Source organism: Pseudomonas sp. GW823-FHT01D03 (genome assembly GCF_058798255.1).
This window is the reverse complement of sequence record NZ_JBXAKK010000001.1, coordinates 1,991,940-2,014,558: the sequence shown is the minus strand read 5'-3', so window position 1 is coordinate 2,014,558 and position 22,619 is coordinate 1,991,940. Positions and strand designations below refer to the sequence as shown.

Below are 22,619 nucleotides of genomic sequence, written 5' to 3'. Positions count from 1 at the left end.
CTGTTCAATCGGTCAATTTATAACCACTGTTTTTCAGGCACTTAGCGCTCATCGATAACTTTTCGAAATGAGCACAGCGCTGCATAGATCGCTGACTGGCACAGATCTGGCTTTGGTGCATACATGTTTTGTATACAAAACTGCAAAACATCAATCCACACTTTCGATCCGCAAGCCTGAAGCGCCCTATCCCGTACAGGCTGCAGATGCCCCGTAACCAGTGATGTCTGCTGGCCGCGACGAAGATTTGTCGAGCCTCACCGCTCATGCACAGTCATCGCGGCCCCGCCCATCAGGAGCCTGCCGGAATGCGTACAAGTCTCTCCAGTAACATCGCGCTGAATCTGCCCGCCTCTGCACTCGACCAACCATTGCCCGACGCGGGTCTGGCTCAACCGTTACAACTGAGCCCGCGCCTGCACAACCGCGACCTGGCACCGACCCGCGCCGAAGGTCGGCGCTGGGGCAAATACAGTATTTTTGCCCTGTGGACCAACGATGTGCACAACATCGCCAACTACTCGTTCGCCATCGGTCTGTATGCGCTGGGCCTGGGCGGCTGGCAGATTCTGCTGTCGCTGGGGATCGGCGCGGCACTGGTGTACTTCTTCATGAACCTGTCCGGCTACATGGGGCAGAAAACCGGGGTGCCGTTTCCGGTGATCAGCCGGATCAGTTTCGGCATCCACGGTGCGCAGATTCCGGCGTTGATTCGCGCGGTGATCGCCATCGCCTGGTTCGGCATTCAGACGTATCTGGCGTCGGTGGTATTTCGTGTGCTGCTGACGGCGATTCATCCCGGTTTCGCCGATTACGACCACAACTCGATCCTCGGCCTGTCGACGCTGGGCTGGGTGTGTTTCGTGGCGATCTGGTTCGTGCAACTGGCGATCCTCGCCTACGGCATGGAAATGGTCCGCCGTTACGAAGCGTTTGCCGGGCCGGTGATTCTGCTGACCGTCGCCGCCCTCGCCGTGTGGATGTACACCCAGGCCAACGCGACGATTGCCTGGTCAATCCGCGAACCGCTGAGCGGTGGCGAGATGTGGCGCAACATCTTTGCCGGCGGCGCCTTGTGGCTGGCGATCTACGGCACGCTGATCCTCAATTTCTGCGACTTCGCCCGCTCCTCGCCGTGCCGCAAGACCATCAAGGTCGGCAATTTCTGGGGCCTGCCGGTGAACATTCTGGTGTTCGCCGCCATCACCGTCCTGCTCTGCGGTGCGCAATTCCAGATCAACGGGCGGATCATCGAAAGCCCGACCGAAATCATCGCCTCGATTCCCAACACGTTCTTTCTGGTACTCGGTTGCCTGGCATTCCTGATCGTTACCGTAGCAGTGAACATCATGGCCAACTTCGTCGCCCCGGCCTTCGTCCTCAGCAACCTGGCGCCGAAGTACCTGACCTTCCGCCGCGCCGGGCTGATCAGCGCGACCATCGCCGTGCTGATCCTGCCGTGGAATCTCTACAACAGTCCGCTGGTGATCGTTTACTTCCTGTCCGGCCTCGGCGCCCTGCTCGGCCCGTTGTACGGGGTGATCATGGTCGACTACTGGCTGATCCGCAGAGGCCGGATCAACGTCCCGCAGCTGTACAGCGAAGATCCCAACGGCGCTTATTACTACAGCCGTGGGGTGAATTTCCGCGCCGTGGCGGCGTTCATTCCGGCGGCGTTGATCGCCATCGTCCTGGCGCTGGTACCGGGTTTCCACAGCATCTCGCCGTTCTCCTGGCTGGTGGGCGCCGGCATTGCCGCGATGCTCTACCTGATCATCGCCAAACGTCAGCCGCACTACGCCGACGTCAGTGGCGAATCGATCGCCGTGGACAACGTCTGCCATTAACTTCCTCGCGGCCCGGATTTGGGCCGCTGAACTGCCCGCAATAAGGACTTCCCATGCGTATTCTTGTGGTCAACGTCAACACCACCGAATCCATCACCCACGCCATCGCCCGCTCGGCGCAGGCCGTCGCGTCTCCCGGCACGGAAATCGTCGGCCTGACGCCGTTCTTCGGCGCCGACTCGGTGGAAGGCAATTTCGAAAGTTACCTGGCGGCCATCGCCGTGATGGACCGGGTGATGTCCTACGATCAACCGTTCGACGCGGTGATTCAGGCCGGTTACGGCGAACACGGCCGCGAAGGATTGCAGGAACTGCTCAACGTGCCGGTGGTGGACATCACCGACGCGGCTGCCAGTACCGCGATGTTCCTCGGTCACGCCTATTCGGTGGTGACCACGCTGGACCGCACCGTGCCGCTGATCGAGGACCGGCTGAAACTCTCGGGCCTGTGGGATCGCTGTGCCTCGGTGCGGGCCAGTGGTCTTGCGGTGCTGGAGTTGGAGCACGAACCACAGCGCGCACTGGAAGCCATCGTGCAACAAGCGGAACTGGCGGTGACTCAGGACAAGGCGGAGGTGATTTGCCTGGGTTGCGGCGGCATGGCCGGGCTGGATGAACAGATTCGTCGCCGCACCGGGGTGCCGGTGGTGGATGGCGTGACGGCGGCGGTGACCATTGCTGAATCGCTGGTGCGACTGGGGTTGTCGACGTCCAAGGTGCGGACTTATGCGACGCCGCGGCCGAAGCAGATCATTGGCTGGGCGGAGCGGTTTGCCCGGTAGACCGCGTTATCGTTCTTCGCAAGCAGGCTCACTCCTACATTGGATCTGTGGCGTACAAAAATCCCCTGTGGGAGCGGGCTTGCTCGCGAATGGCTCAACTCGGTGCCACGCCTTGCTCAGAAAGCACTGAACCGCCGAGCCAACCCCCGCTCGGCAAACTGCTCAATCACAAAATCGACAAACGCCCGAGTCTTGCCCGGCAACAATTTATGTTCGGCGTAATAGATCGAAATGTTGCCGTCATCGATGTACCAGTCCGGCAGCACGCGTTGCAAAGTGCCCGCGTCGAGGTAACCCACGGCAAACGGCATGCTGACCAGTGCGATCCCCAGCCCTTGTGCTGCCGTGGCACAAGCGGCTTCGGAATCGCTCATGGTCATGCGCGTCTTGAGAGTCAAGGGCTGACAGAGCTGACTGCCACTACTGATCAACTGCCAGGAACGTACCCGGCCGGTTTGCGGCGAGCGGATCAGGATGCCATCGTGACGTTGCAGGTCATCCGGTTCGGCGATGACTTCGTGCCTTTGCAGATAGTCAGCAGATGCGACCAACACACGGTGCGCGGGTGCCAATCTGCGTGCAACGACGCCTTGGGGCAATTCAAAACCACCGCCAATCGCCGCATCGAAACCCTGCCCAATCAGATCGACCTGACGGTTATCAAAATGCCAGTCAGGGTTGATCGCCGGAAACCGACGTAAAAACTCCTGCAGCAACGGCACGACATACAGCCGCCCGAATACCGTGCCCATGCTGACTTTCAACGTTCCCGCCGGAAGCCCTTCCACACTCGCCAGATTGGCCACCGCATTCTGAATCGTCGTCAGGCTGCCACTGACCTGACTCAAAAACAGCTGACCGGCCTCGGTCAGGGTCAGGCTGCGTGTACTACGCTGGAACAGCCGTACACCGAGCCGCACCTCGAGCTTCGCTACACTCTTGCCAACGGCGGCCGGGGTCAGGCTCAAGCGTCGGGCGGCCTCGGCAAAGCTGCCGACTTCGGCGCTGCGCACGAAGCATTCGATACTGCTGAAAGTTTCCATGATCGCCACTATAAACTTCTGGTTTACACAGACTATAGCAATCATGGTCTACACGGTTGTCGATGCGAGGCCGATACTCGGCTCCAACAACAAGGCACCCGGCCTTGAATTTTCTGGAGATTGAACATGACCACTCAACACCTCAGCGGCAAAGTCGCTCTGATTCAAGGCGGTTCCCGTGGCATCGGCGCCGCCATCGTCAAACGCCTGGCCGCTGAAGGCGCCGCTGTCGCCTTCACCTACGTCAGTTCCACCGCCAAGGCCGAAGAGTTGCAGAACAGCATCACTGCCAACGGCGGCAAAGCCCTGGCGATCAAGGCCGACAGCGCCGACGAAACAGCCATCCGCAACGCCGTCAGTGCCACCGTCGAAGCCTTTGGCCGCCTGGATATTCTGGTGAACAACGCCGGCGTTCTGGCCATCGCGCCGCTGGAAGACTTCAAACTGGAAGACTTCGACCAGACCCTGGCGATCAACGTGCGCAGCGTGTTCATCGCATCTCAGGAAGCCGCCAGACACATGGGCGAAGGCTCGCGCATCGTCAACATCGGCAGCACCAACGCCGACCGCATGCCCTTCGGCGGTGGCGGTGTGTACGCGATGAGCAAATCGGCGCTGGTCGGTCTGACCAAAGGCCTGGCCCGTGATCTCGGCCCGCGCGGCATCACCATCAACAACGTGCAGCCCGGCCCGGTCGACACTGATATGAACCCGGCCCATGGCGATTTCGCCGAGAGCCTGATCCCGCTGATGGCGGTGGGCCGTTACGGCACTGCTGATGAAATCGCCGGTTTCGTCGCTTATCTGGTCGGCCCGGAAGCCGGTTACATTACCGGTGCCAGCCTGACCATCGACGGTGGTTTTGGCGCCTGATTGCGCTGAATCCCGGGTACAAAAAACGCCGCACCTCTTTTGCAGAGGGCGGCGTTTTTTTATCGGCGCTTATCGGCAGATCAAGCCCACTCCAGCGCCGGCAAACCGCAGGCACTCGGGGTGAATGCCTTGAGCGTGCGCAAAATCCCGTCGGCATGCGCGTATTTTTCATCGGCCATGGCTGCATCGGGAATCGCGATGGCCGTCATCCCCGCCGCTTTCGCTGCGGTGACGCCAAACGGCGAATCCTCGAACACCAGACAGTCTTCAGGCGCGACGCCCAGACGCCGGGCGGCGGTGAGAAAGATGTCCGGCGCCGGTTTCGCCGCGCCAACTTCCGGATCATCTGCGGTGACAATGAAATCGAACAGCGCAAACCATTCGCGGTGCAAGGTGGTTTTCTGACCGAACGACTGCCGCGACGAACTGGTGCCCACGGCGATCGGAATGTTGTGCGCCTTGAGGTGACGAATCAGCTCCTCCGCGCCGGGCATCGCCTGAGCCTTGGGAAAGCGTTCACGCATCAGCGGCTCGCGGATCAGCAGAAACTCTTCGGCGCTGATCGGCAGATCCAGCGCCTGCACCACGTAGTTCGCCAGATCATTGGCGCCACGACCGATGATGTTCTGTTTAACGCTCCAGTCGAAAGTCCGCCCGTAACGCTCGGCAATGAGCGAGGTGACCTCGGTGTAGATACCTTCCGTATCCAGCAGCAAACCGTCCATGTCGAAAATCACGGCCTTGATCGGGCCAAACGTCTTCATCGGTGCATTCATCATCGGATCCGTTATCAAAAACATCCCGGGCGGCCCAACCGGCGCCGCTACGCGGATCTGATTAATGGGTTCAGCAGCATAGCGAGGCCAGCGGACATTGAGCAACGGGCAATGTTTACAGGCCGTGGAATGACTCGCTGACATTTAGCGAAATGCCCTACAGATAACGCCTACTTTCCCGACTTCTTTCGATTTTGATCCCCCGCAAAGTCCGCGCACCTCTTTCATGTGCGCGAGTGCTTGCGAATGTTCCAAACCGATCGGCTCCTGGCCCTGAACAACAGCATCGGCCTGCTGGTGGTTGCCGCCCTGAACCCGCAACACCCGGACTTCGAAACGCTGATCCGCGAGTTCCGCCTGTGCCTGAACAACTACGAGGCCTGGGCCGAGAAGTTCTGGACCGGGACGGCGCTGGATGTCGAGCAGGTGTTCAAGGTCGGTGACCACGTCCGTCTAAGCGCGCCCGTCAAATCCCGCCAGCCGATCCAGACCTCGGTGGTCATGTGCCCCGCGAGCGGCCCGTTGACCCTGGTGCATATGTTCGAGGCGGCGCGCTTCGTACCGATCGGCAATACCCCGGTGATGCTCGAGCCAGTGATCGGCGAAGTCGACGGGGTATTGAGTTTCGGTGAACCGCTGCGCCATACCATCGGCCCGAGCGGCATTCTGGAAGTCAGCGACTGCGACCGGGGCCAGCGTTATCGCATCACCTTCTTTCCTGATGTTTCCACCGCCCATATCCAAGCCCTGTACGCCTCCTACGAAGGGATTCTGGATGGGCTGGAGGTCTGGCTTCGCCAGGAGTGGAACGGGTTTCAGCCGCTGTGGACGGAATTTTCCGGTTCCGGTTTCGACGATCGTTACCGCCAGTTGCAGCAGGCCGACTGGCGCGGTTTCGAGAAAGCCCTGCACGACATCTGGGATGACGTTAAACAGCTGTTTGGCCTGCTCGCCGACCTGCAGGCCAACAGCGAAAAACTGCTGCAGTACTTGAGCGCTGTCGAGTTGCAAGCGCTGCTCGACGCTTCCAGTGAGGCCATCGCCAATGGCTTGCTGATCCTCAGTGACGAGCCGTTGCTGTTTATCCATCTGGCCGCGTTTAGCAGTTGGTTGAAGATGCTGCCGCCGCAGTACCTGGCGGAAGTGGTGGCAGAAATCCGGGCCGAGTTGTTGATCAGCTTTTTGCTGATGCGCGTTTGCGGCGGCGTTGGCGTGCCCGTGAGACTGAGCAGCAAGGTGCTGAGCAAGATCAACTCGGCACGGGCGCGGCAATGGCTGGCAGCGTCGGCGTTGCGCCTGAGCGAACTGTCCTCAACTGCGGATCTGAACAAGCACGCGGGCGCGTTGAAGCCGTTGATGGCGCATGCGCGCGAAGTGCCGTTGAGGCCGACGCCGGCGATCCCGCTGAACATTCGTCAGGCGGACGCCGTGGTGTTGACCGTGCCGAATCCGGCACCGATGGCCCGGGACAAGTCCCGTGGCACGACGCGGATGGAGCGTCACGAATCTCGTGACGACGCCTCCGATCAAGCGCAAAACCCCAACGGCGACAGCGCCGACTGCGCGCCGCTGACCTGCACCAACGGCTGTCCGGTGTCGATGGTCACCGGCGAAGAACTGCTGACCCTGAGCGATGGCACGCTCGATGGCTTGCTGCCGTTCGAATTCACCCGGTTGTACCGCACCAGCGCGGTGGAGATCGATGTCGGGCTGGGGTTTGGCTGGAGCCATTCGCTGGCGCATCGGCTGGAGTTTGATGGCGATGCGGTGGTCTGGGTCGATCACGAGAACCGTCGCACACGGTTTCCGTTGCCCAGCGTTGAACGCCCGGCGATTCACAACAGCCTGTCGCGGGCGGCGATTTTTCTCGGCGATGAGCCGGAGGAACTGATCCTCGCGCTGGCGGGGGATGTGGCGCGGTTTTATCACTTTCGTGCCGGGCGGTTGGTGGCGGTCAGTGATGCGTATAGCAATCGTCTGAGCGTTTCTCGCGATCATCAGCAGCGGATTGTCCGGCTCGACAATGGCGCGGGCCGCTCGCTGCTTTTGCGCTATGACCGGGCGCATCTGGTCGCGGTTGATTACCAGGTGCTTGAGGCTGATGGCTGGCGCACCGAGCAAACGCTGGTCAGTTATTGCTACGACGCCCGTCAGCGGTTGTTGGCCGCGACCGACGCGGTCGGTGACAGCGAGCGTTACGACTACGACGATCAGCACGTCATCCTGCAGCGGCAACTGACCGGCGGCGCGAGTTTCTTCTGGGAGTGGGAACGCTCGGGTAAAGCGGCGCGTTGCGTGCGCCATTGGGCGTCGTTCGCGCAGATGGACACGCGTTACGTCTGGGCCGATGACGGCAGCGTCGCGGTGCACTATGTCGATGGCAGCGAAGAAACCTACGTCCACGACGACAGCGCACGGCTGGTGCGCAAGGTCGAGGCCGATGGTGGTGAGCACCTCAAGGTTTATGACGATCAGGGCCGGCTGATCGCCGAGCAGGATCCTCTGGGTGCGGTCACCGAGTATCGCTACGACGACGTCGGACGCCTGATCGCGCTGCTGCCGCCGGACGATGAGCCAACGTCCTACGAGTACCGCAACGGTTTCCTGCACAGCCGTTCCCGCGGCGAGGCGGTGTGGACGTTTCGGCGCAACGCCGAGGGCGATGTCACCGAGGCCGTCGACCCCGACGGGCTGGTCACCTATTACTACTACGACACCCGTGGGCAGTTGCTGTCGATCCGTCATCCGGACACCAGCCGGCACATTTTTGTCTGGAACGACCTTGGCCAACTGATCGAGGAAACCCTGCCTGACGGTGGTGTGCGGCGCTTTTCCTACGATGCGCTGGGGCGGCGGACGACCACTTGCGACAAACACGGCGCGATCACTCGCCAACAGTGGGACGCCGTTGGCCGACTGGTGCAGACGACCTTTCCTACGGGCGCCACCCGCGCCTACAGCTACGGTACCTACGGCCAGGTCACCGCCGAGCGCGACGAACTCGGCCACATCACCCGCTACGAGTATGACGACGACCTGCACCTGGTCTCGCGCAAGATCAATCCCGACGGCACGCGGGTGCAGTATCGCTACGACCATGCGCAGTTGTTGCTCACGGAAATCGAGAACGAATCCGGGGAAAAATACCGACTGGACTACACGCCCACCGGATTGATCCGACAGGAAACCGGCTTCGACGGCCGACGCACCGCTTACGCCTACGACCGCAACGGGCACCTGCTGGAAAAGACCGAGTTCGGCGATGACGGCTCGACGCTGGTCACCACCTATGCGCGTGATGCGGCCGGGCGCTTGCTGCTCAAGACCCTACCGGACGGGGTTGAGGTGGCTTATACCTACGACCGCCTGGGCCGTTTGACCGGGGTCGATGACGGTCAGAAACATCCACTGGCCTTCGAATACGACCTGCAGGATCGGCTGATCACCGAGCATCAGGGCTGGGGCACCTTGCGTTATGCGTATGACGCCTGCGGCCAGCTCAAGCGCCAGCGTCTGCCGGACAACAGCAAGCTCGATTACCACTACGCCAAGGGCGGCGCGCTGACGGCCATTGACCTTAATGGCACGCGGCTGACCAGCCACGTCTACCAGTCCGGCCGTGAGCAACAACGGCAACAAGGCCTGCTGCGCAGCGATTATGCCTACGACGAGCAGGGCCGATTGCAGCTGCATACCGTCAATCAGCAAACGCGCCCCTTGTACTTGCGCCACTACAGCTATGCGGTCAACGGCAATCTGGCCGGTATCGCCGACAGTCGACACGGCCAGCGCAGTTATTACTACGACGCCCTCGACCGGCTGATTCGCGTCCGTCACTCGCGTGACGAACTGCCGGAATCCTTCGCCCACGACCCGGCCGGCAACCTGCTGATGCAGGATCGTCCCGGCCCGACCCGGATCAAGGGCAACCGCCTGCTGATGCAGGGCGACCGGCACTACGACTACGACGCCTTCGGCAACCTGATCCGCGAACGCCGTGGCCGCGACCAGCAACTCGTCACCGAATACCGCTACGACTGCCAGCACCGCCTGATCGGCCTGACCCGCCCCGACGGCCAAACCGCGTCCTACCAGTACGACGCCTTCGGCCGGCGCATCCGCAAAACCGTCGACGGCATCAGCACCGAGTTCTTCTGGCAAGGCGACCACCTCGTCGCCGAAAGCAGCAAAACCCACCACCGCAGCTATGTCTACGAACCCGGCACCTTCCGCCCGCTGGCCCTGCTCGACGGCAAAGGCCCGAAAAAGGCCTGCCCGTTCTACTACCAACTCGACCACCTCGGCACGCCGCAGGAACTGACCGACTACAGCGGCGAAATCGTCTGGTCAGCGCAGTACGACGCCTACGGCAAAGTCGCGGCGATCACCCTCGCGGGCGAGGACTACCTGGACCAGCCGCTGCGCTTTCAGGGGCAGTATTTCGATGCGGAAAGCGGGCTGCATTACAACCGGCATCGGTATTACGACCCGAGGTTGGGCAGGTATCTGACGCCGGATCCGGTGAAGCTCGCAGGTGGGCTGAATCAGTACCAGTACACGCCGAATCCGACGGGGTGGGTGGATCCGTTGGGGTTGACGTCGAACTGTCCGCCGCCGAACAGGCCAGGCTGTGAGGTGCCGGGCGGGATTGGTGGCGCTAAGGTAGATGTGGGTGAACCACAATTACCGGACTTGATTCATGGCGTTGACCCACATTCAGTGAAGCGAACGCATGCGATCATGGGAAAAAAATCAACTAAACACGTCGAAAAAATAAGGGATCAAATGCGAGCAGGTGGATACGATGTCAGCTATCCCACAGACGTAGCAGAACATCAGGGCAACTTCTATATTCTAGATGGACATCACCGTGCAGCAGCTGCAAAACAAACAGCAACACCTATAACTGTAAAACTGATCACGAACATCAGAGAGCACAAGGGAGAGCTCAATACTATCGAAGAAGTCATTGAATCGGCTAACAATGTCGGACACGACCGATTGGAGCATCACAGAAGAAGATGAAAAAAGACGATAAAAATCTTGAGGACCTAATAACTGACTTCCTTTCAAAAGTTGAAAGTGGAACAGAATTGCTACAAAGAAAATTTGGCACTCGGAATATTTTAAGACTTTGGCGAAGCAAGCAAATCGAACGCTGCGGTGAAATAACTGATGAAATTCAATATGAACTGCACGGCGTAGGGTGCGCCATTCACTTCCCATCAGAATCAGTGGACTTTGATTATGGTTCGGATAACAGAATCGACGGTTTTGATGTATGGCGCCTTTACATTTACGCTAGCGATAGGCCATCTGAATATAAAAAATACTGCGACAAAAAAACAATTGAAAAGGAGTTTCAAGAATACATCGCATCAGGTCGAATAGAAAAAATGTCGACATCAGATAACCTGTACGTACTAGTCAGACCTGAATTAACAGGCAAATAACAAAATATTTGGTCGGTTTGCTTTCGTCCGCCTGGACGACTGTTTAACAAGCTTGACCTCGAGAACAAACCGATCCAAATCAAAGGGCCTGAAGTACAGGCCCCGGATATTTAAATTCAGTGCGCCGCCACGCTCGACTTTCAAGACAACTTATTGCTCATCCTCATCCTCTTCATACTCCTCATCCAAAGCCTCATCCGCATCATTCAACGGCACGGTCGCATCATCCATCAGCGACCCCGGATCCTCGTTCCCCGGATCATTGATAAACGGCAAACCGCTCGGGCCTTTTTCTTCCTTGCCTTCGGTTTCGGGCGTCATGGCAAACCTCTACGTCTGGTGGGCTGTATAACGTTCGAAAAGCCTCACAGGCAATCGTTCCAGTGTCCGACCGCCAGACACGAAAAACCCGGCACCAGGCCGGGTTTGTTTTCGAGTATTCAATCAATGATGGCGTTTTTTATGTTTGTACTTGTTGTGCTTGTGACCACCACCGGAGTGGGCTTTGCCGCCGTCATCCCCCAGATTGTTGCCCACCGCACCACCGGCCGCGCCGCCCAAACCGGCACCAATGGCAGAACCGGTGGAGCCGCCCAGGCTGTTACCGACTACCGAGCCGCCGGCAGCGCCAAGGCCACCGCCAATGGCGGCTTCGGTGCGATTGTGTTTATTCGCCCCGACCGCGCTGCCCGCCGCGCCACCAACCCCCGCGCCTACTGCAGCACCGGTGCTGCCGCCGAGCTGGCCACCGACCACGTTACCGAGCACGCCGCCCAGTCCGCCGCCTACAGCAGCGCTACCATCTCCGGCGGCCATGGCGCCTTGAGCGACCAGTAATCCGAAAAACAGTGCAGACAATGACAAGCGCATTTGAACCTCACAGTTCCCGAATCGGGAGGGTATGCCCATAGGGCCTATGTCAGATTGGAGACATTTTTCGGGAAAACGTTCAGCCATGAAAAAGCCCGACATTGAGCCGGGCTTTTTCTGACAAGCGCTCAGTATCAGTGACGCTTGTGCCCCTTGGACAGGTTGGCGCCCACAGCACCACCGGCAGCACCACCGAGACCGGCGCCAATGGTCGCGCCATTTCTGCCGCCCAGGCTGTTGCCGATTACCGAACCACCGGCCGCGCCAACACCACCACCGATGGCCGCTTTGGTGCGGCTGCCCTTGCCGGCGGCCATCGCGCTGCCCGCCGCGCCTGCAACACCGGCACCAATCGCCGCGCCGGTGCTGCCGCCCATTTTCTGGCCGACCACATTACCCAGCGCACCACCCAGACCACCGCCGAGTGCCGCCGTGCCTTCACCGGCGACCGCACCTTGAGCAACCAGAAGCCCCAGAACCAGAGCAGGCAATGTTAGACGCATGACAGAAACCTCAAAAAATAGGGAGATCAAATGGGGCCGAGATTGAATGTCGCCGCCGCGCTGAAGTCCAGACAAATCAGCTGCCGCCGCACTCTTGGCGCCGATTGGACAGCGATCTGGCAAAAGGTTTTATCGCAGGCAAAAAAAAGCCCGCTGGGGAGACGGGCTGGAGACTTGCTTTCTAACGGATGGCTTCACCCTACGACCGCGGACGTGAAAAGTTTGTGAAAAAAACAAAACCAGCCAAAGAGTTTGTAGGAAATTCCCATTTCATAAACAGCAGGCATAAAAAAACCCCGTTCATAGACGGGGTCGTTTGGTGTCTCGCCTTACTTTCTTGAGCGGGCCGAAACCTTCGGAAGAAATTTGGCTTTCGGGCCTTTGGGCACCGTGGACTTGATCTTGCCGGTCTGCACCGGATCCTCGCCAAAGCCCGACTGGTACTCCGTCTGACCGCAACGGACACAGTTATTGAATGAAAATTCGGCTCCATCGTCTTCGATATACGGACCAGTCATAGCCTCTCCCCTTCGTAATGGATCGATACCGGCCAAGCCTTTTTGCCCGAAAAATATCGACCTCCCAGGCTTTTGAGACTAGCCGGTCATTACTGGACTTGCGGTTCAGTTCGACAGATGCCCGACGAATGGCCTACACCTGTTCAACATCCGAACCAACCGTTGATCTCACAACGCTAAAGATTCCCGGCGACAGGCCGTTGCCCTTTTTCATACAAATGAATCTCAAGGAGAGAACATGAAAATCAACGGATTCCCGGAAATGCCTGTCGTAAAACTCACGGACGAACAGATCGCTGCCGGCAAAGCCGCCGGTGAGAAATTCAAGGAAAAGCTCGCTTCAGGCGACATCACCATCACCTACCCGGACAAACCGGTTCTGACCCCCGGCGTTATCTACCATCCGAGTCAGCCGGCCGATCCGACGCCCGCCACCGGTACCCCTCCTCTGGTCGCGATCGATACGCCACTGACCTATGACGCCCACGGACTTGTCATCCTCAAGCCACAGGGCTGACCGAAGGCAAAAAGCAAAAAGCCCATTCATCATCTGAATGGGCTCGCTTGAAAACGGCGACTGCATCAACGCAACTTGACCGCCGTGCCGGTCGCGAACACGACAACCATGCCACCCTTGCCCGCCGGCATGCTGATCTCGAAATCCAGCCCGACCACTGCATCCGCCTGCAACGCCCGCGCCCGCTCCTTGATCTCGTCCGTCGCCTGAACCCGCGCCTCTTTCAACGCACGCTCCAGCGTCTGCGAGCGCCCACCGAAAAAGTCGCGCATGCCGGCAAACAGGTCACGGATCACATTGACGCCCTGCACCGATTCCGCGCTGACAATGTCCAGGTACGCGGTGATCTGTCGGCCTTCAATGGCGTGGGTGGTGGAGATGATCATGGGAACAGTCCTTTTTTCTACTGATAAAGCGGCGATTGTAATGCGCTATGGCGAATCAGGCTGAGCACCTGCACGGATCACTTGCGCAGCGGATTAAAATCCAGACGCCAGAAACCACAAAACCCCTGATTTCTTTCGAAATCAGGGGTTTTGTGCATTGAATGTGGCGGTGAAGGAGAGATTCGAACTCTCGATACAGTTTCCTGTATACACACTTTCCAGGCGTGCTCCTTAAGCCACTCGGACACTTCACCGTATCTCTTCAAACATGTTCTGTCTGTCGAGGCGCGCTAATGTAGTCGAAAGCTTTTCTGATGGCAAACTTTTTTTCAGAATTTTCATGCGCTTAAGACAAAAACACATTTTTCCCGCTGATGGGCGATGGCAAACCGGCCAATCTCTGGTGACGGCCACCCTTCTATATAGAAGCAGAACGGCGTGCTACGCCGGGTGGGGGCGGAAACGGTGACTGGCGAGTCAGTCACGGCGCTTTACCTGGCCTACGGCGGTGGGTAACGTCTGCCCATCTTTCTTACAAGGAATAGCGTCATGAGTGAGTTGATTGCCTACCACCTCGAAGACGGTATCGCGACCCTGACCTTGAACAACGGCAAGGTCAATGCCATTTCCCCGGATGTGATTGCGGCGTTCAACGCGGCGCTGGATCGGGCGGTGACTGATCGTGCCATCGTGATCATTACCGGTCAGCCGGGGATTCTGTCTGGCGGCTACGACTTGAAGGTGATGACCTCTGGCCCTAAAGAAGCCGTGGCTTTGGTGACCGCGGGTTCGACCCTGGCCCGTCGCCTGCTCTCTCATCCGTTCCCGGTGATCGTTGCCTGCCCTGGTCACGCCGTGGCCAAAGGCGCGTTCCTGCTGTTGTCCGCCGACTACCGCATTGGTGTCGACGGCCCGTTCAGCATCGGTCTGAATGAAGTGCAGATCGGCATGACCATGCACCACGCCGGCATCGAGCTGGCGCGTGATCGTCTGCGTCGTTCGGCGTTCCACCGTTCGGTGATCAACGGCGAGATGTTTGATCCGAAAAGCGCGGTGGATGCCGGTTTCCTCGACAAGGTGGTGGCGGCCGAAGAGCTGCAAGGCGCAGCCCTGGCAGCGGCGCGTCAGTTGAAGAAAATCAACATGAATGCGCACAAGAACACCAAGCTCAAAGTGCGCAAGGCACTGCTCGAAGCCCTCGACAACGCGATCATCCAGGATCAGGAGCATCTGGGCTAAGCCCGCGCTTCCCGAGCCGAAAAAAAGCCCGACCGTCGTGTCGGGCTTTTTCTTGGGTGTTCGGTTGATCGGGCATCGACTGCTCTAGGACGGGTCTGACAATCAACTCGGAAACATGCGCTTAAACATCGCCTATCTCCGCACTCTATAGCAGCAATTGCCGAAAACAGTGCACATCCGTACACTGCGCCACCTTTTGTCCCGGTGGGGCCTGAAAATGCTGTTTGTGTTTCGTATGTTATTGATGGGCCTGCACTTTATTCTGGCCGGTGTGTTGGGGGTGATCCTCGGCCTGTGCCGTCCGTTCAATCCGGACAACAGCCGACTGTGCGCCCGCCTCTACGCGCTTCCGGCGATGTGCATTCTGCGCTTGCGGGTAAAAGCCGACGTTGGCCCGTTGATGAACAAGCCTGACAGCTGCGTGATCGTTGCCAACCATCAATCCAATTACGACCTGTTTGTGTTCGGCAACGTGGTGCCTCGGCGTACCGTGTGCATCGGCAAGAAAAGCCTGAAATGGGTGCCGCTGTTCGGCCAACTGTTCTGGCTGGCGGGCAACGTGCTGATTGATCGTGGCAACGCGCACAAGGCGCGCAAGTCGATGCTCACCACCACCCACACCTTGCAACACAAAGACACCTCGATCTGGGTATTCCCGGAAGGTACGCGCAACCTCGGTGAAGAACTGCTGCCATTCAAGAAAGGCGCATTCCAGATGGCGATCGCCGCTGGAGTGCCGATCGTGCCGGTGTGCGTCAGCAGCTACATCAAGCACATGCGCCTGAACCGCTGGCGCAGCGGGAAAATTCTCATACGATCGCTGCCGGCGATTCCTACAGCCGGGTTGACCATGGATGACATGCCCATGCTCATGTCCCAGTGCCGTGAACAGATGCGCGAATGCATCGCCGCGATGGATCAGCAGCTGCAGGCTGCGTGAAAAACAAACCCGCCTTGTGCGGGTTTTCTTTTGCCGGGTGAACTGTGCAGATTTCACTGACTCTCAAGCAGCGACACGGCTAAGCTGAAGCCTTGTATTCCCTGCCATCTGCCAAGAAGAAGTGAACCACCACCATGGGTCGAGTTGTTGCTGCTGCGGTTTACAGCGCCGGTAAGAAAGTCACCAATATTACCCTCGATGAGGGCGCCGCCTGGGCCGCGAAAACCGGGCACTTTGTCTGGATCGGTCTGGAAGAACCGGACGCTCAGGAGCTGTCCAACCTGCAACGCCAGTTCAATCTGCACGAACTGGCCATCGAAGACGCCCTGGAAAAACACAGTCGGCCGAAGCTGGAAACCTTTGGCGACGCTTTGTTTATCGTCATCTACTCGCCGATCCGTGAACACGGGATTTTGCAGTTCATCGAAACGCATATCTTCGCCGGCAAGGGCTACATCATCACCGCTCGCAACGGTCACTCGGCGTCCTACGCGCATGTCCGCCAACGCTGTGAGGCGCGTCCGCTGCTGCTGGAGCACGGGGAAGATTTCGTACTCTATGCAATCCTGGATTTCGTCATCGAAAACTACCAGCCGGTGGGCGAAGCGATTCATGCCGAGATCGATGAGCTAGAGCGCAACGTGCTGTGCAGTGCGTTGAACGAGCATGACATCCAGAAGCTCCACGGCCTGCGTCGCGATGTGTTGCGCCTGCGCCGCTATGCAGCGCCGATGGTGGAGATCGGTGAGGAACTGCAGAAGCTGAGCTTCCCGTTCATCGACAAGAACATGCGCCCGTACTTCCGCGATGTGCAGATTCACGTCACGCGGCAGATGGAAGACTTGACCACATTGGCCGACATCGCCAGCCAGACCATCGAGGTCGGCGTATTGCTGGAGGCGTCACGGCAGAGCGTGGTGCAGCGCAAGTTTGCTGCGTGGGCAGCGATTCTGGCGTTCCCGACGGCGGTGGCGGGGATTTACGGGATGAACTTCCAGAACATGCCGGAGCTGAGCTGGCACTACGGCTATTTCGCCGTGCTGGGGTTTATCACGGTGGGATGTGTGAGTTTGTGGGCGAGCTTCAAGAAGTCGGGGTGGTTGTAGTCCTGTGGCGAGGGAGCTTGCTCCCGCTGGGGTGCGAAGCGCCCCCATACAGACATCAAGTTGCCGTAAATTACGGCTGCTGCGCACCCGAGCGGGAGCAAGCTCCCTCGCCACATAGGTAACTGTCAGGTCTTAAATCGCTTCGGCTTCTGGCTTATGCGCCACAAACCGCATCATCCACTCTGCCACCGTGGCGCCATGGTGCTCCTGCTCCAGGCTGGCCACGCCTTTCGAGTAGATCTGCGAACCCAGCGCGTCCTGGCGCAGATCCAGGAGCGCCCGCGAATAGTCGTGAATGAATTCCGGGTGGCCCTGGAAGCACAGCACCTGATCGTTGATGTGGTACGCGGCAAACGGGCAAAAATCGCTGGAAGCGATGACCGTGGCGTTTTCCGGTAGCGCAGTGACCTGATCCTGGTGACTGATCAGCAGCGTCAGCTCTTCCCGGACCGGGCTCATCCAGGGCGCCTTGGCCGCCAGTTTGTAGTTGTGGGTGCCGACGCCCCAGCCCTGGCTGGCGCGCTCGCTCTTGCCACCCAGCAGCAGCGCCAGCAATTGATGGCCGAAGCACACGCCGAGCAGCTTGTCGCCACGCTCGTAGCGGGTCAGCAGGTATTGCTTGAGGGTCTGGATCCACGGGTCAGTGCCGAACGAATCGGCCTTGCTGCCGGTGATCAGGTACGCATCGAAGGTCAGGTCGTCGTTGGGGTATTCGCCCTGCATCACGTTGTACACGGTGAACTCGGCGGCAATCGGTTGCTGCGAGAACAGGCGCTGAAACATCTGCCCGTAACCCTGATATTGATCGACCAGTTCCGGACGCAGGATGTCGGTTTCCAGAATGCAGATGCGTAGCGACATAAAAAATACCTGACACGTGATGGGAATAATGAACACCCCAGAGCCTGCCTTGAAACACCCCGGCAAGGCAAGCCCCGCAGCGTTCAGCCGATCACTTAAAACAGCTCGCCTTTCGCGGCTTTTTCCAGCAGCAGCGCCGGTGGCGCAAAACGCTCGCCGTACTGCTCGGCCAGATACTGCGCGCGTGCGACGAAGTCCTGCACCCCGTACTGATTGATGAACTGCAACGCACCACCGGTCCACGGCGCAAAACCGATGCCGAAGATCGAGCCGACGTTGGCATCCGCCGTCGAGGTCAGCACGCCCTCCTCCACGCAGCGCACGGTTTCCAGGGCCTGCACGAACAACAGCCGGTCACGCACATCCTTCGGCGAAATCTGCCCGTCGGCCTTCTCGAAACACGTCTTCAATTCGGGCCACAGATGCTTCTGAGCGCCGGCCGGGTAATCGTAAAAACCACCGCCGGCGGCTTTGCCCGGACGCTTGTATTCGTTGAGCAGCAATTCAATCACAGCGAATGCCGGATGATCTGTCAGCGGTTTCCCTTCCGCTTGCAGGTCTCTGGCCGTTTGCTGACGGATATGGCTCATCAGGCTGAGGGAAACTTCGTCGGAGATCGCCAGCGGCCCGACCGGCATCCCGGCCTTGCGCGCTTCGGTCTCGATCATCGGCGCGCTCACGCCTTCGCCGAGCATGGCGATGCCTTCATTGGTGAAGGTGCCGAACACCCGCGAGGTAAAGAAGCCGCGACTGTCGTTCACCACGATCGGGGTTTTCTTGATTTGCAGGACGAAGTCGAAACCCCGCGCCAGGGTTTCAGCACTGGTTTGCGCACCTTTGATGATTTCCACCAGCGGCATTTTGTCCACCGGGCTGAAGAAATGCAGGCCGATGAATTTGCTCTGATCGGGTACTGCGGTCGCCAGCCCGGTGATCGGCAACGTTGAAGTGTTGGAGGCAATCACCGCGTCAGAACCGACAATTTTTTGCGCTGCCGATGAGACCTTGGCTTTGAGTTCGCGATCCTCGAACACCGCCTCGATGATCAGGTCGCAACCCGCCAGATCTGCATCATCTTCAGTGGCGTGAATCCGCGCCAGCACCGCTTCGCGTTTTTCAGCGGTCATCTGGCCACGGGCGACTTTCTTGTCCAGCAGCGCCGCCGAATGCGCCTTGCCCTTCTCGGCTGCCGCCAGGTTGATGTCCTTGAGCACCACGTCGATACCGGCCGAGGCACTGACGAAGGCAATCCCGGCGCCCATCATCCCCGCGCCCAGCACACCGACCTTGCGCGTGACATATGGCGCTACACCCTGCGGCCGCGAGCCACCGGCGTTGATTTCGTTGAGCTGGAACCAGAAGGTGCCGATCAGGTTTTTCGAGATCTGCCCGGTGGTCAGTTCGGTGAAGTAACGGGTTTCGATCAGGTGCGCGGTGTCGAAATCAACCTGCGCGCCTTCCACCGCCGCACAGAGAATTTTCTCCGGCGCCGGCAGCGTGCCCTGAGTCTTGCTGCGCAGGATCGACGGCGCAATCGCCAGCATCTGCGCGACTTTCGGATTCGACGGTGTGCCGCCGGGAATCTGATAACCCTTCGCGTCCCAACGCTGCACCGCATTCGGGTTGGCGACAATCCAGGCGCGCGCCTTGGCCAGCAACTCGTTATGATCCGCCGCCAGTTCATCAATCAGACCGGCCTGCAACGCCTGCTGTGGGCGCACCTTCTTGCCTTCGAGCAGATACGGCAAGGCTTTTTCGATGCCGAGCATGCGCACCATGCGCACCACCCCGCCACCGCCCGGCAACAGACCAAGGGTCACCTCCGGCAGACCGAGTTGCACCGCCGCATCGTCCAGCGCCACCCGGTGATGGCAGGCCAGACAGATTTCCCAGCCACCGCCGAGCGCCGCGCCGTTGATCGCCGCGACCACCGGTTTGCCGAGAGTTTCCAGGGTGCGCAATTGCGCCTTGAGGCTCAGCACCATGTCATAGAAGGCTTTGGCTTCGGGTTTGCCGACCTTGATCAGCTCATTGAGGTCGCCGCCGGCAAAGAAGGTTTTCTTTGCCGAGGTCATGATGACCCCGGCGATACTGTCTTTTTCCGCCACCAGCCGCGCAACGCAGGCGCTCATGGCCTCGCGGTACACGGCATTCATGGTGTTGGCGCTCTGGCCCGGCATGTCGATGGTCAGCACGACGATGGTGTCCTGGCCTTTTTCGTAACGAATGGCTTCGCTCATAACAAGGTTTCCTTGAAGTCGGGGCTCAGAGGCGTTCGATGATGGTGGCAATGCCCATGCCGCCGCCGACACACAGCGTCGCCAGGCCGTAGCGCAGGCGCCGGGCTTCCAGTTCATCGAGCAAAGTGCCGAGGATCGCGCAACCGGTGGCGCCCAGTGGATGACCCATGGCGATGGAGCCGCCGTTGACGTTGACCTTGTCCGGGTCCACCGCCATGTCCTTGATGAACTTGAGCACCACCGAGGCAAACGCCTCGTTGACCTCGAACAGATCGATGTCTTCCACGCGCAAACCCGCCTTGGCCAAAGCCTTGCGGGTGGCCGGTGCCGGGCCGGTGAGCATGATGGTCGGGTCAGTGCTGGTGACCGCTGTGGCGACGATGCGCGCCCGCGGTTGCAGGCCCAGTGCACGACCCTTGGCTTCGGAGCCGATCAACATCAGCGCCGCACCGTCAACGATCCCGGAGCTGTTGCCCGGCGTATGCACGTGGTTGATCCGCTCGACGTGGCTGTAAACCCGCAGCGCGGTGGCGTCGAAGCCCATCTGGCCGATCATTTCGAAACTTGGCTTGAGTTTGCCGAGACCTTCCATCGTCGATCCGGCGCGAATGAACTCATCGTGATCGAGCAGGATGATGCCGTTCTGATCCTGCACCGGCACCAGCGATTTGTTGAACGAGCCGTCAGCCCGCGCCCGTGCGGCTTTTTGCTGCGAGTGCAACGCGTAGGCATCGACGTCCTCACGGCTGAAACCTTCCAGGGTGGCGATCAGATCCGCACCAACGCCCTGCGGGGTGAAATGGCTGTGCAGGTTGGTCTGCGGATCCAGCGCCCAGGCACCGCCGTCGCTGCCCATCGGCACCCGCGACATCGACTCGACGCCACCGACTACTACCAGATCCTCGAAGCCCGAGCGCACCTTCATCGCGCCGAGGTTGACCGCTTCCAGACCCGAGGCGCAGAAGCGATTGATCTGCACGCCGGCGACGCTGACGTCCCAATCCGCCACCTGCACCGCGGTCTTGGCGATGTCGGAACCTTGATCGCCGATCGGCGTGACGCAGCCGAGCACCACGTCATCGACCTGACTGGTGTCCAGCGCGGTGCGGCTCTGCAGTGCGGTCAACAACCCCGCGACCAGATTCACCGGTTTGACGCTGTGCAGCGCGCCATCGGCTTTGCCTTTGCCGCGGGGCGTGCGTAACGCATCGAAAATCAAAGCTTGGGTCATGACGGCCTCGAACCTGTGCGGTGAGTGAAATTCGTGGTGTCACTGTTGTCCCGTGCCGTCGAGGATTCAATGACCACAGCGCTCAATGACGTTGACGCGCACGCTCAGACGGACGGTCATTCACCCGCAGGTGAACCGGTTCAGGTCAGCGAGTTGTCTAGCAAGCGGGCGGCGAAGAAGCTGGCAATTCGCCTCATGCCTTTTTTATCGCTATAAGCAGCAAATACATACGAAATGGATCTAAGTCGCGCGTGACGCGGGCTCTAAGGTAGTACATGTACGTCAGGGTCGTCGGGTTTTGCCGGGGCCGATGTTCTTCAACAGGAAGTGCAGCGTTTGCCGTCATGGATATGCAGGCAGACATCAGGAAATAACAATAAAGGCGGTCAAGCCATGTTCAAACAACCGAAAGTTCGTCAAGCCGGGCTCATTCTTTTCGCCACCACGCTGTTGCTGATTTTGCCGAATCTGACCAAGGTCATCGGCTGACTCAACGGCCAAGCGCATGCTATCGCCAGCAAAAATATGACTGGCCCGCTACCCGGGCCAGCGTGGCTGTGCCAACCTTTGCGCACTTCCACGACATGGACGGCGATCATTTGAAAACGCTCATTGTGTTCGGGGCTTTGCTGCTGAGCATGCCCTTGTCTGCCGCACAGCTGGAGCTGCAGTTGGGCGCAACCAGTCGCACCTGGCAGACCGAGGAATTGCTCAAGCATCCTCAGGTACAAACCCTCACCATCAAGAACGATGTCTCCTACAAGAAGGACATGACTTATCGCGCCGTACCCGTGGCGGCGCTGCTCACCGGGATCAAACCGGACGATCACCTGCAAGCAGTGGCGCTGGACGGGTTTGCCGCCGAACTGAACGCTGCACCGCTGCTCAATACCAACGGCGCACGGGCGTGGCTGGCGATCGAGGATCCGACGCAACCGTGGCCGCCGCTGTCCGAAGGCAAACACAGCGCCGGGCCGTTCTATCTGGTGTGGACTGACCCGCAGGCCGGCAACATCAGCCCGGAGCAATGGCCATTCGAAGTGGCGAGCATCAAGCGCATGGCGCCGGTGGCCGAGCGCTTCCCTGCCCTGTTACCGGATCCCAGGCTGAAAGCGGATGACCCGGTGAATCAGGGTTTTGCGCTGTTTCAGAAAAACTGCCTGGCCTGCCACCGGTTGAACGGTGCGGGGGATGCGCAGTTCGGGCCGGATCTGAATATTCCGTACAACCCGACCGAGTATTTCGGCGCGGACTTCCTCAAGCGCTACATTCGCGATCCGCAGAGTTTGCGCCAGTGGCCGCAGGCGAAAATGCCGGGTTTTTCCGCGGATGTGTTGCCGGAGGGGGATTTGCAGTTGTTGATCGGCTATTTGCAGCACATGGCTGGGCGCAAGGTGAAGCCCTGACGACATTCCCCTGTAGGAGTGAGCCTGC

20 protein-coding genes and 1 tRNA gene are annotated in these 22,619 nt (G+C 59.5%); 10 read left to right on the top strand and 11 right to left on the bottom strand.

Annotated features, from left to right (window positions below):
• Positions 1–308 precede the first annotated feature (308 nt).
• Together AC1RBR_RS09040 and AC1RBR_RS09035 are read left to right on the top strand one after the other, a co-directional pair.
• Positions 309–1,847 carry an NCS1 family nucleobase:cation symporter-1 gene (locus tag AC1RBR_RS09040; protein ID WP_492563915.1) on the top strand — a complete coding sequence of 513 codons (1,539 nt, stop codon included), beginning with the start codon at positions 309–311 and terminating at the stop codon, positions 1,845–1,847.
• 53 nt (positions 1,848–1,900) lie between these two features.
• Positions 1,901–2,629 (top strand): aspartate/glutamate racemase family protein, encoded by a 729-nt coding sequence (locus AC1RBR_RS09035; protein ID WP_492563913.1) that lies wholly within the window; start codon positions 1,901–1,903, stop codon positions 2,627–2,629.
• 116 nt (positions 2,630–2,745) lie between these two features.
• On the opposite strand, the gene AC1RBR_RS09030 is transcribed toward AC1RBR_RS09035, so the two are convergent.
• Positions 2,746–3,672 carry a LysR family transcriptional regulator gene (locus AC1RBR_RS09030; protein ID WP_492563912.1) on the bottom strand — a complete coding sequence of 309 codons (927 nt, stop codon included), beginning with the start codon at positions 3,670–3,672 and terminating at the stop codon, positions 2,746–2,748.
• 126 nt (positions 3,673–3,798) lie between these two features.
• On the opposite strand from AC1RBR_RS09030, the gene AC1RBR_RS09025 reads away from it, so the two are divergent.
• Positions 3,799–4,545 carry a 3-oxoacyl-ACP reductase family protein gene (locus AC1RBR_RS09025; protein ID WP_095138624.1) on the top strand — a complete coding sequence of 249 codons (747 nt, stop codon included), beginning with the start codon at positions 3,799–3,801 and terminating at the stop codon, positions 4,543–4,545.
• Positions 4,546–4,625: 80 nt separating this feature from the next.
• On the opposite strand, the gene AC1RBR_RS09020 is transcribed toward AC1RBR_RS09025, so the two are convergent.
• A complete protein-coding gene (locus AC1RBR_RS09020; RefSeq protein WP_492563911.1) occupies positions 4,626–5,321 on the bottom strand; it encodes an HAD-IA family hydrolase in 696 nt (231 codons plus the stop codon).
• Positions 5,322–5,567: 246 nt separating this feature from the next.
• Here AC1RBR_RS09020 and AC1RBR_RS09015 point away from each other — a divergent pair, with 246 nt between their 5' ends.
• Positions 5,568–10,346, top strand: coding sequence for an RHS repeat-associated core domain-containing protein (locus AC1RBR_RS09015; protein ID WP_492563910.1), 4,779 nt, complete (start codon positions 5,568–5,570; stop codon positions 10,344–10,346).
• On the top strand, positions 10,343–10,774 hold the full coding sequence (locus AC1RBR_RS09010) for a DUF6896 domain-containing protein (RefSeq protein WP_492563908.1): 432 nt from the start codon (positions 10,343–10,345) through the stop codon (positions 10,772–10,774). The genes AC1RBR_RS09015 and AC1RBR_RS09010 overlap by 4 nt, the downstream gene beginning before the upstream one ends.
• Before the next feature lie 150 nt (positions 10,775–10,924).
• On the opposite strand, the gene AC1RBR_RS09005 is transcribed toward AC1RBR_RS09010, so the two are convergent.
• From AC1RBR_RS09005 to AC1RBR_RS08990, 4 genes are all read right to left on the bottom strand, one after another.
• Positions 10,925–11,095, bottom strand: coding sequence for a hypothetical protein (locus tag AC1RBR_RS09005; protein ID WP_169844085.1), 171 nt, complete (start codon positions 11,093–11,095; stop codon positions 10,925–10,927).
• A 123-nt stretch (positions 11,096–11,218) separates the two neighbouring features.
• Positions 11,219–11,644, bottom strand: a complete 426-nt coding sequence (locus AC1RBR_RS09000; protein WP_095139967.1) for a glycine zipper domain-containing protein — start codon at positions 11,642–11,644, stop codon at positions 11,219–11,221.
• A 134-nt stretch (positions 11,645–11,778) separates the two neighbouring features.
• The gene (locus AC1RBR_RS08995) at positions 11,779–12,147 is read right to left on the bottom strand and encodes a glycine zipper domain-containing protein (protein ID WP_007960728.1); all 369 of its coding nucleotides are present in this window, start codon (positions 12,145–12,147) and stop codon (positions 11,779–11,781) included.
• A 329-nt stretch (positions 12,148–12,476) separates the two neighbouring features.
• Positions 12,477–12,665, bottom strand: a complete 189-nt coding sequence (locus AC1RBR_RS08990) for a hypothetical protein (RefSeq protein ID WP_095139968.1) — start codon at positions 12,663–12,665, stop codon at positions 12,477–12,479.
• A gap of 238 nt (positions 12,666–12,903) precedes the next feature.
• Here AC1RBR_RS08990 and AC1RBR_RS08985 point away from each other — a divergent pair, with 238 nt between their 5' ends.
• A complete protein-coding gene (locus AC1RBR_RS08985; protein WP_047598840.1) occupies positions 12,904–13,182 on the top strand; it encodes a hypothetical protein in 279 nt (92 codons plus the stop codon).
• Positions 13,183–13,247: 65 nt separating this feature from the next.
• Here the strand turns inward: AC1RBR_RS08985 and AC1RBR_RS08980 are convergent, their stop codons facing one another.
• Both AC1RBR_RS08980 and AC1RBR_RS08975 read right to left on the bottom strand, forming a co-directional pair.
• Positions 13,248–13,568 carry a YbjQ family protein gene (locus AC1RBR_RS08980; RefSeq protein WP_007960724.1) on the bottom strand — a complete coding sequence of 107 codons (321 nt, stop codon included), beginning with the start codon at positions 13,566–13,568 and terminating at the stop codon, positions 13,248–13,250.
• Between the two features lie 164 nt (positions 13,569–13,732).
• A tRNA-Ser gene (locus tag AC1RBR_RS08975) sits at positions 13,733–13,822 on the bottom strand.
• Positions 13,823–14,117: 295 nt separating this feature from the next.
• Between AC1RBR_RS08975 and AC1RBR_RS08970 the strand changes: the two genes are divergently transcribed.
• The 3 genes from AC1RBR_RS08970 to AC1RBR_RS08960 all read left to right on the top strand — a co-directional run bounded on the left by AC1RBR_RS08970 (position 14,118) and on the right by AC1RBR_RS08960 (position 16,853).
• The gene (locus tag AC1RBR_RS08970; protein ID WP_456019072.1) at positions 14,118–14,807 is read left to right on the top strand and encodes a crotonase/enoyl-CoA hydratase family protein; all 690 of its coding nucleotides are present in this window, start codon (positions 14,118–14,120) and stop codon (positions 14,805–14,807) included.
• 217 nt (positions 14,808–15,024) lie between these two features.
• Positions 15,025–15,747, top strand: a complete 723-nt coding sequence (locus tag AC1RBR_RS08965) for a 1-acylglycerol-3-phosphate O-acyltransferase (protein ID WP_166495557.1) — start codon at positions 15,025–15,027, stop codon at positions 15,745–15,747.
• Positions 15,748–15,881: 134 nt separating this feature from the next.
• A complete protein-coding gene (locus AC1RBR_RS08960) occupies positions 15,882–16,853 on the top strand; it encodes a magnesium and cobalt transport protein CorA (protein WP_095139971.1) in 972 nt (323 codons plus the stop codon).
• A 132-nt stretch (positions 16,854–16,985) separates the two neighbouring features.
• Here AC1RBR_RS08960 and AC1RBR_RS08955 read toward each other — a convergent pair whose 3' ends face one another.
• The 3 genes from AC1RBR_RS08955 to AC1RBR_RS08945 all read right to left on the bottom strand — a co-directional run bounded on the left by AC1RBR_RS08955 (position 16,986) and on the right by AC1RBR_RS08945 (position 21,185).
• Positions 16,986–17,714: an amidotransferase gene (locus AC1RBR_RS08955; RefSeq protein ID WP_492563903.1), complete on the bottom strand. Its 729-nt coding sequence runs from the start codon at positions 17,712–17,714 to the stop codon at positions 16,986–16,988.
• A gap of 95 nt (positions 17,715–17,809) precedes the next feature.
• Positions 17,810–19,954, bottom strand: a complete 2,145-nt coding sequence (locus tag AC1RBR_RS08950) for a 3-hydroxyacyl-CoA dehydrogenase NAD-binding domain-containing protein (RefSeq protein ID WP_492563901.1) — start codon at positions 19,952–19,954, stop codon at positions 17,810–17,812.
• Positions 19,955–19,979: 25 nt separating this feature from the next.
• On the bottom strand, positions 19,980–21,185 hold the full coding sequence (locus tag AC1RBR_RS08945) for an acetyl-CoA C-acetyltransferase (protein ID WP_204896406.1): 1,206 nt from the start codon (positions 21,183–21,185) through the stop codon (positions 19,980–19,982).
• Between the two features lie 584 nt (positions 21,186–21,769).
• Between AC1RBR_RS08945 and AC1RBR_RS08940 the strand changes: the two genes are divergently transcribed.
• Positions 21,770–22,591, top strand: a complete 822-nt coding sequence (locus AC1RBR_RS08940; protein WP_492567223.1) for a c-type cytochrome — start codon at positions 21,770–21,772, stop codon at positions 22,589–22,591.
• The last annotated feature ends 28 nt before the right edge of the window (positions 22,592–22,619 follow it).

Coding starts and splice junctions, on each gene's coding strand:
- AC1RBR_RS08980 (WP_007960724.1), bottom strand. CDS start 13,568: ATGATCATCTCCACCACCCACGCCATTGAAGGCCGACAGATCACCGCG.
- AC1RBR_RS08950 (WP_492563901.1), bottom strand. CDS start 19,954: ATGAGCGAAGCCATTCGTTACGAAAAAGGCCAGGACACCATCGTCGTG.
- AC1RBR_RS09035 (WP_492563913.1), top strand. CDS start 1,901: ATGCGTATTCTTGTGGTCAACGTCAACACCACCGAATCCATCACCCAC.
- AC1RBR_RS08985 (WP_047598840.1), top strand. CDS start 12,904: ATGAAAATCAACGGATTCCCGGAAATGCCTGTCGTAAAACTCACGGAC.
- AC1RBR_RS08940 (WP_492567223.1), top strand. CDS start 21,770: ATGGACGGCGATCATTTGAAAACGCTCATTGTGTTCGGGGCTTTGCTG.
- AC1RBR_RS08970 (WP_456019072.1), top strand. CDS start 14,118: ATGAGTGAGTTGATTGCCTACCACCTCGAAGACGGTATCGCGACCCTG.
- AC1RBR_RS09025 (WP_095138624.1), top strand. CDS start 3,799: ATGACCACTCAACACCTCAGCGGCAAAGTCGCTCTGATTCAAGGCGGT.
- AC1RBR_RS08965 (WP_166495557.1), top strand. CDS start 15,025: ATGCTGTTTGTGTTTCGTATGTTATTGATGGGCCTGCACTTTATTCTG.
- AC1RBR_RS09005 (WP_169844085.1), bottom strand. CDS start 11,095: ATGACGCCCGAAACCGAAGGCAAGGAAGAAAAAGGCCCGAGCGGTTTG.
- AC1RBR_RS08955 (WP_492563903.1), bottom strand. CDS start 17,714: ATGTCGCTACGCATCTGCATTCTGGAAACCGACATCCTGCGTCCGGAA.
- AC1RBR_RS08945 (WP_204896406.1), bottom strand. CDS start 21,185: ATGACCCAAGCTTTGATTTTCGATGCGTTACGCACGCCCCGCGGCAAA.
- AC1RBR_RS08960 (WP_095139971.1), top strand. CDS start 15,882: ATGGGTCGAGTTGTTGCTGCTGCGGTTTACAGCGCCGGTAAGAAAGTC.
- AC1RBR_RS09015 (WP_492563910.1), top strand. CDS start 5,568: ATGTTCCAAACCGATCGGCTCCTGGCCCTGAACAACAGCATCGGCCTG.
- AC1RBR_RS08990 (WP_095139968.1), bottom strand. CDS start 12,665: ATGACTGGTCCGTATATCGAAGACGATGGAGCCGAATTTTCATTCAAT.
- AC1RBR_RS09030 (WP_492563912.1), bottom strand. CDS start 3,672: ATGGAAACTTTCAGCAGTATCGAATGCTTCGTGCGCAGCGCCGAAGTC.
- AC1RBR_RS09000 (WP_095139967.1), bottom strand. CDS start 11,644: ATGCGCTTGTCATTGTCTGCACTGTTTTTCGGATTACTGGTCGCTCAA.
- AC1RBR_RS08995 (WP_007960728.1), bottom strand. CDS start 12,147: ATGCGTCTAACATTGCCTGCTCTGGTTCTGGGGCTTCTGGTTGCTCAA.
- AC1RBR_RS09020 (WP_492563911.1), bottom strand. CDS start 5,321: ATGAATGCACCGATGAAGACGTTTGGCCCGATCAAGGCCGTGATTTTC.
- AC1RBR_RS09010 (WP_492563908.1), top strand. CDS start 10,343: ATGAAAAAAGACGATAAAAATCTTGAGGACCTAATAACTGACTTCCTT.
- AC1RBR_RS09040 (WP_492563915.1), top strand. CDS start 309: ATGCGTACAAGTCTCTCCAGTAACATCGCGCTGAATCTGCCCGCCTCT.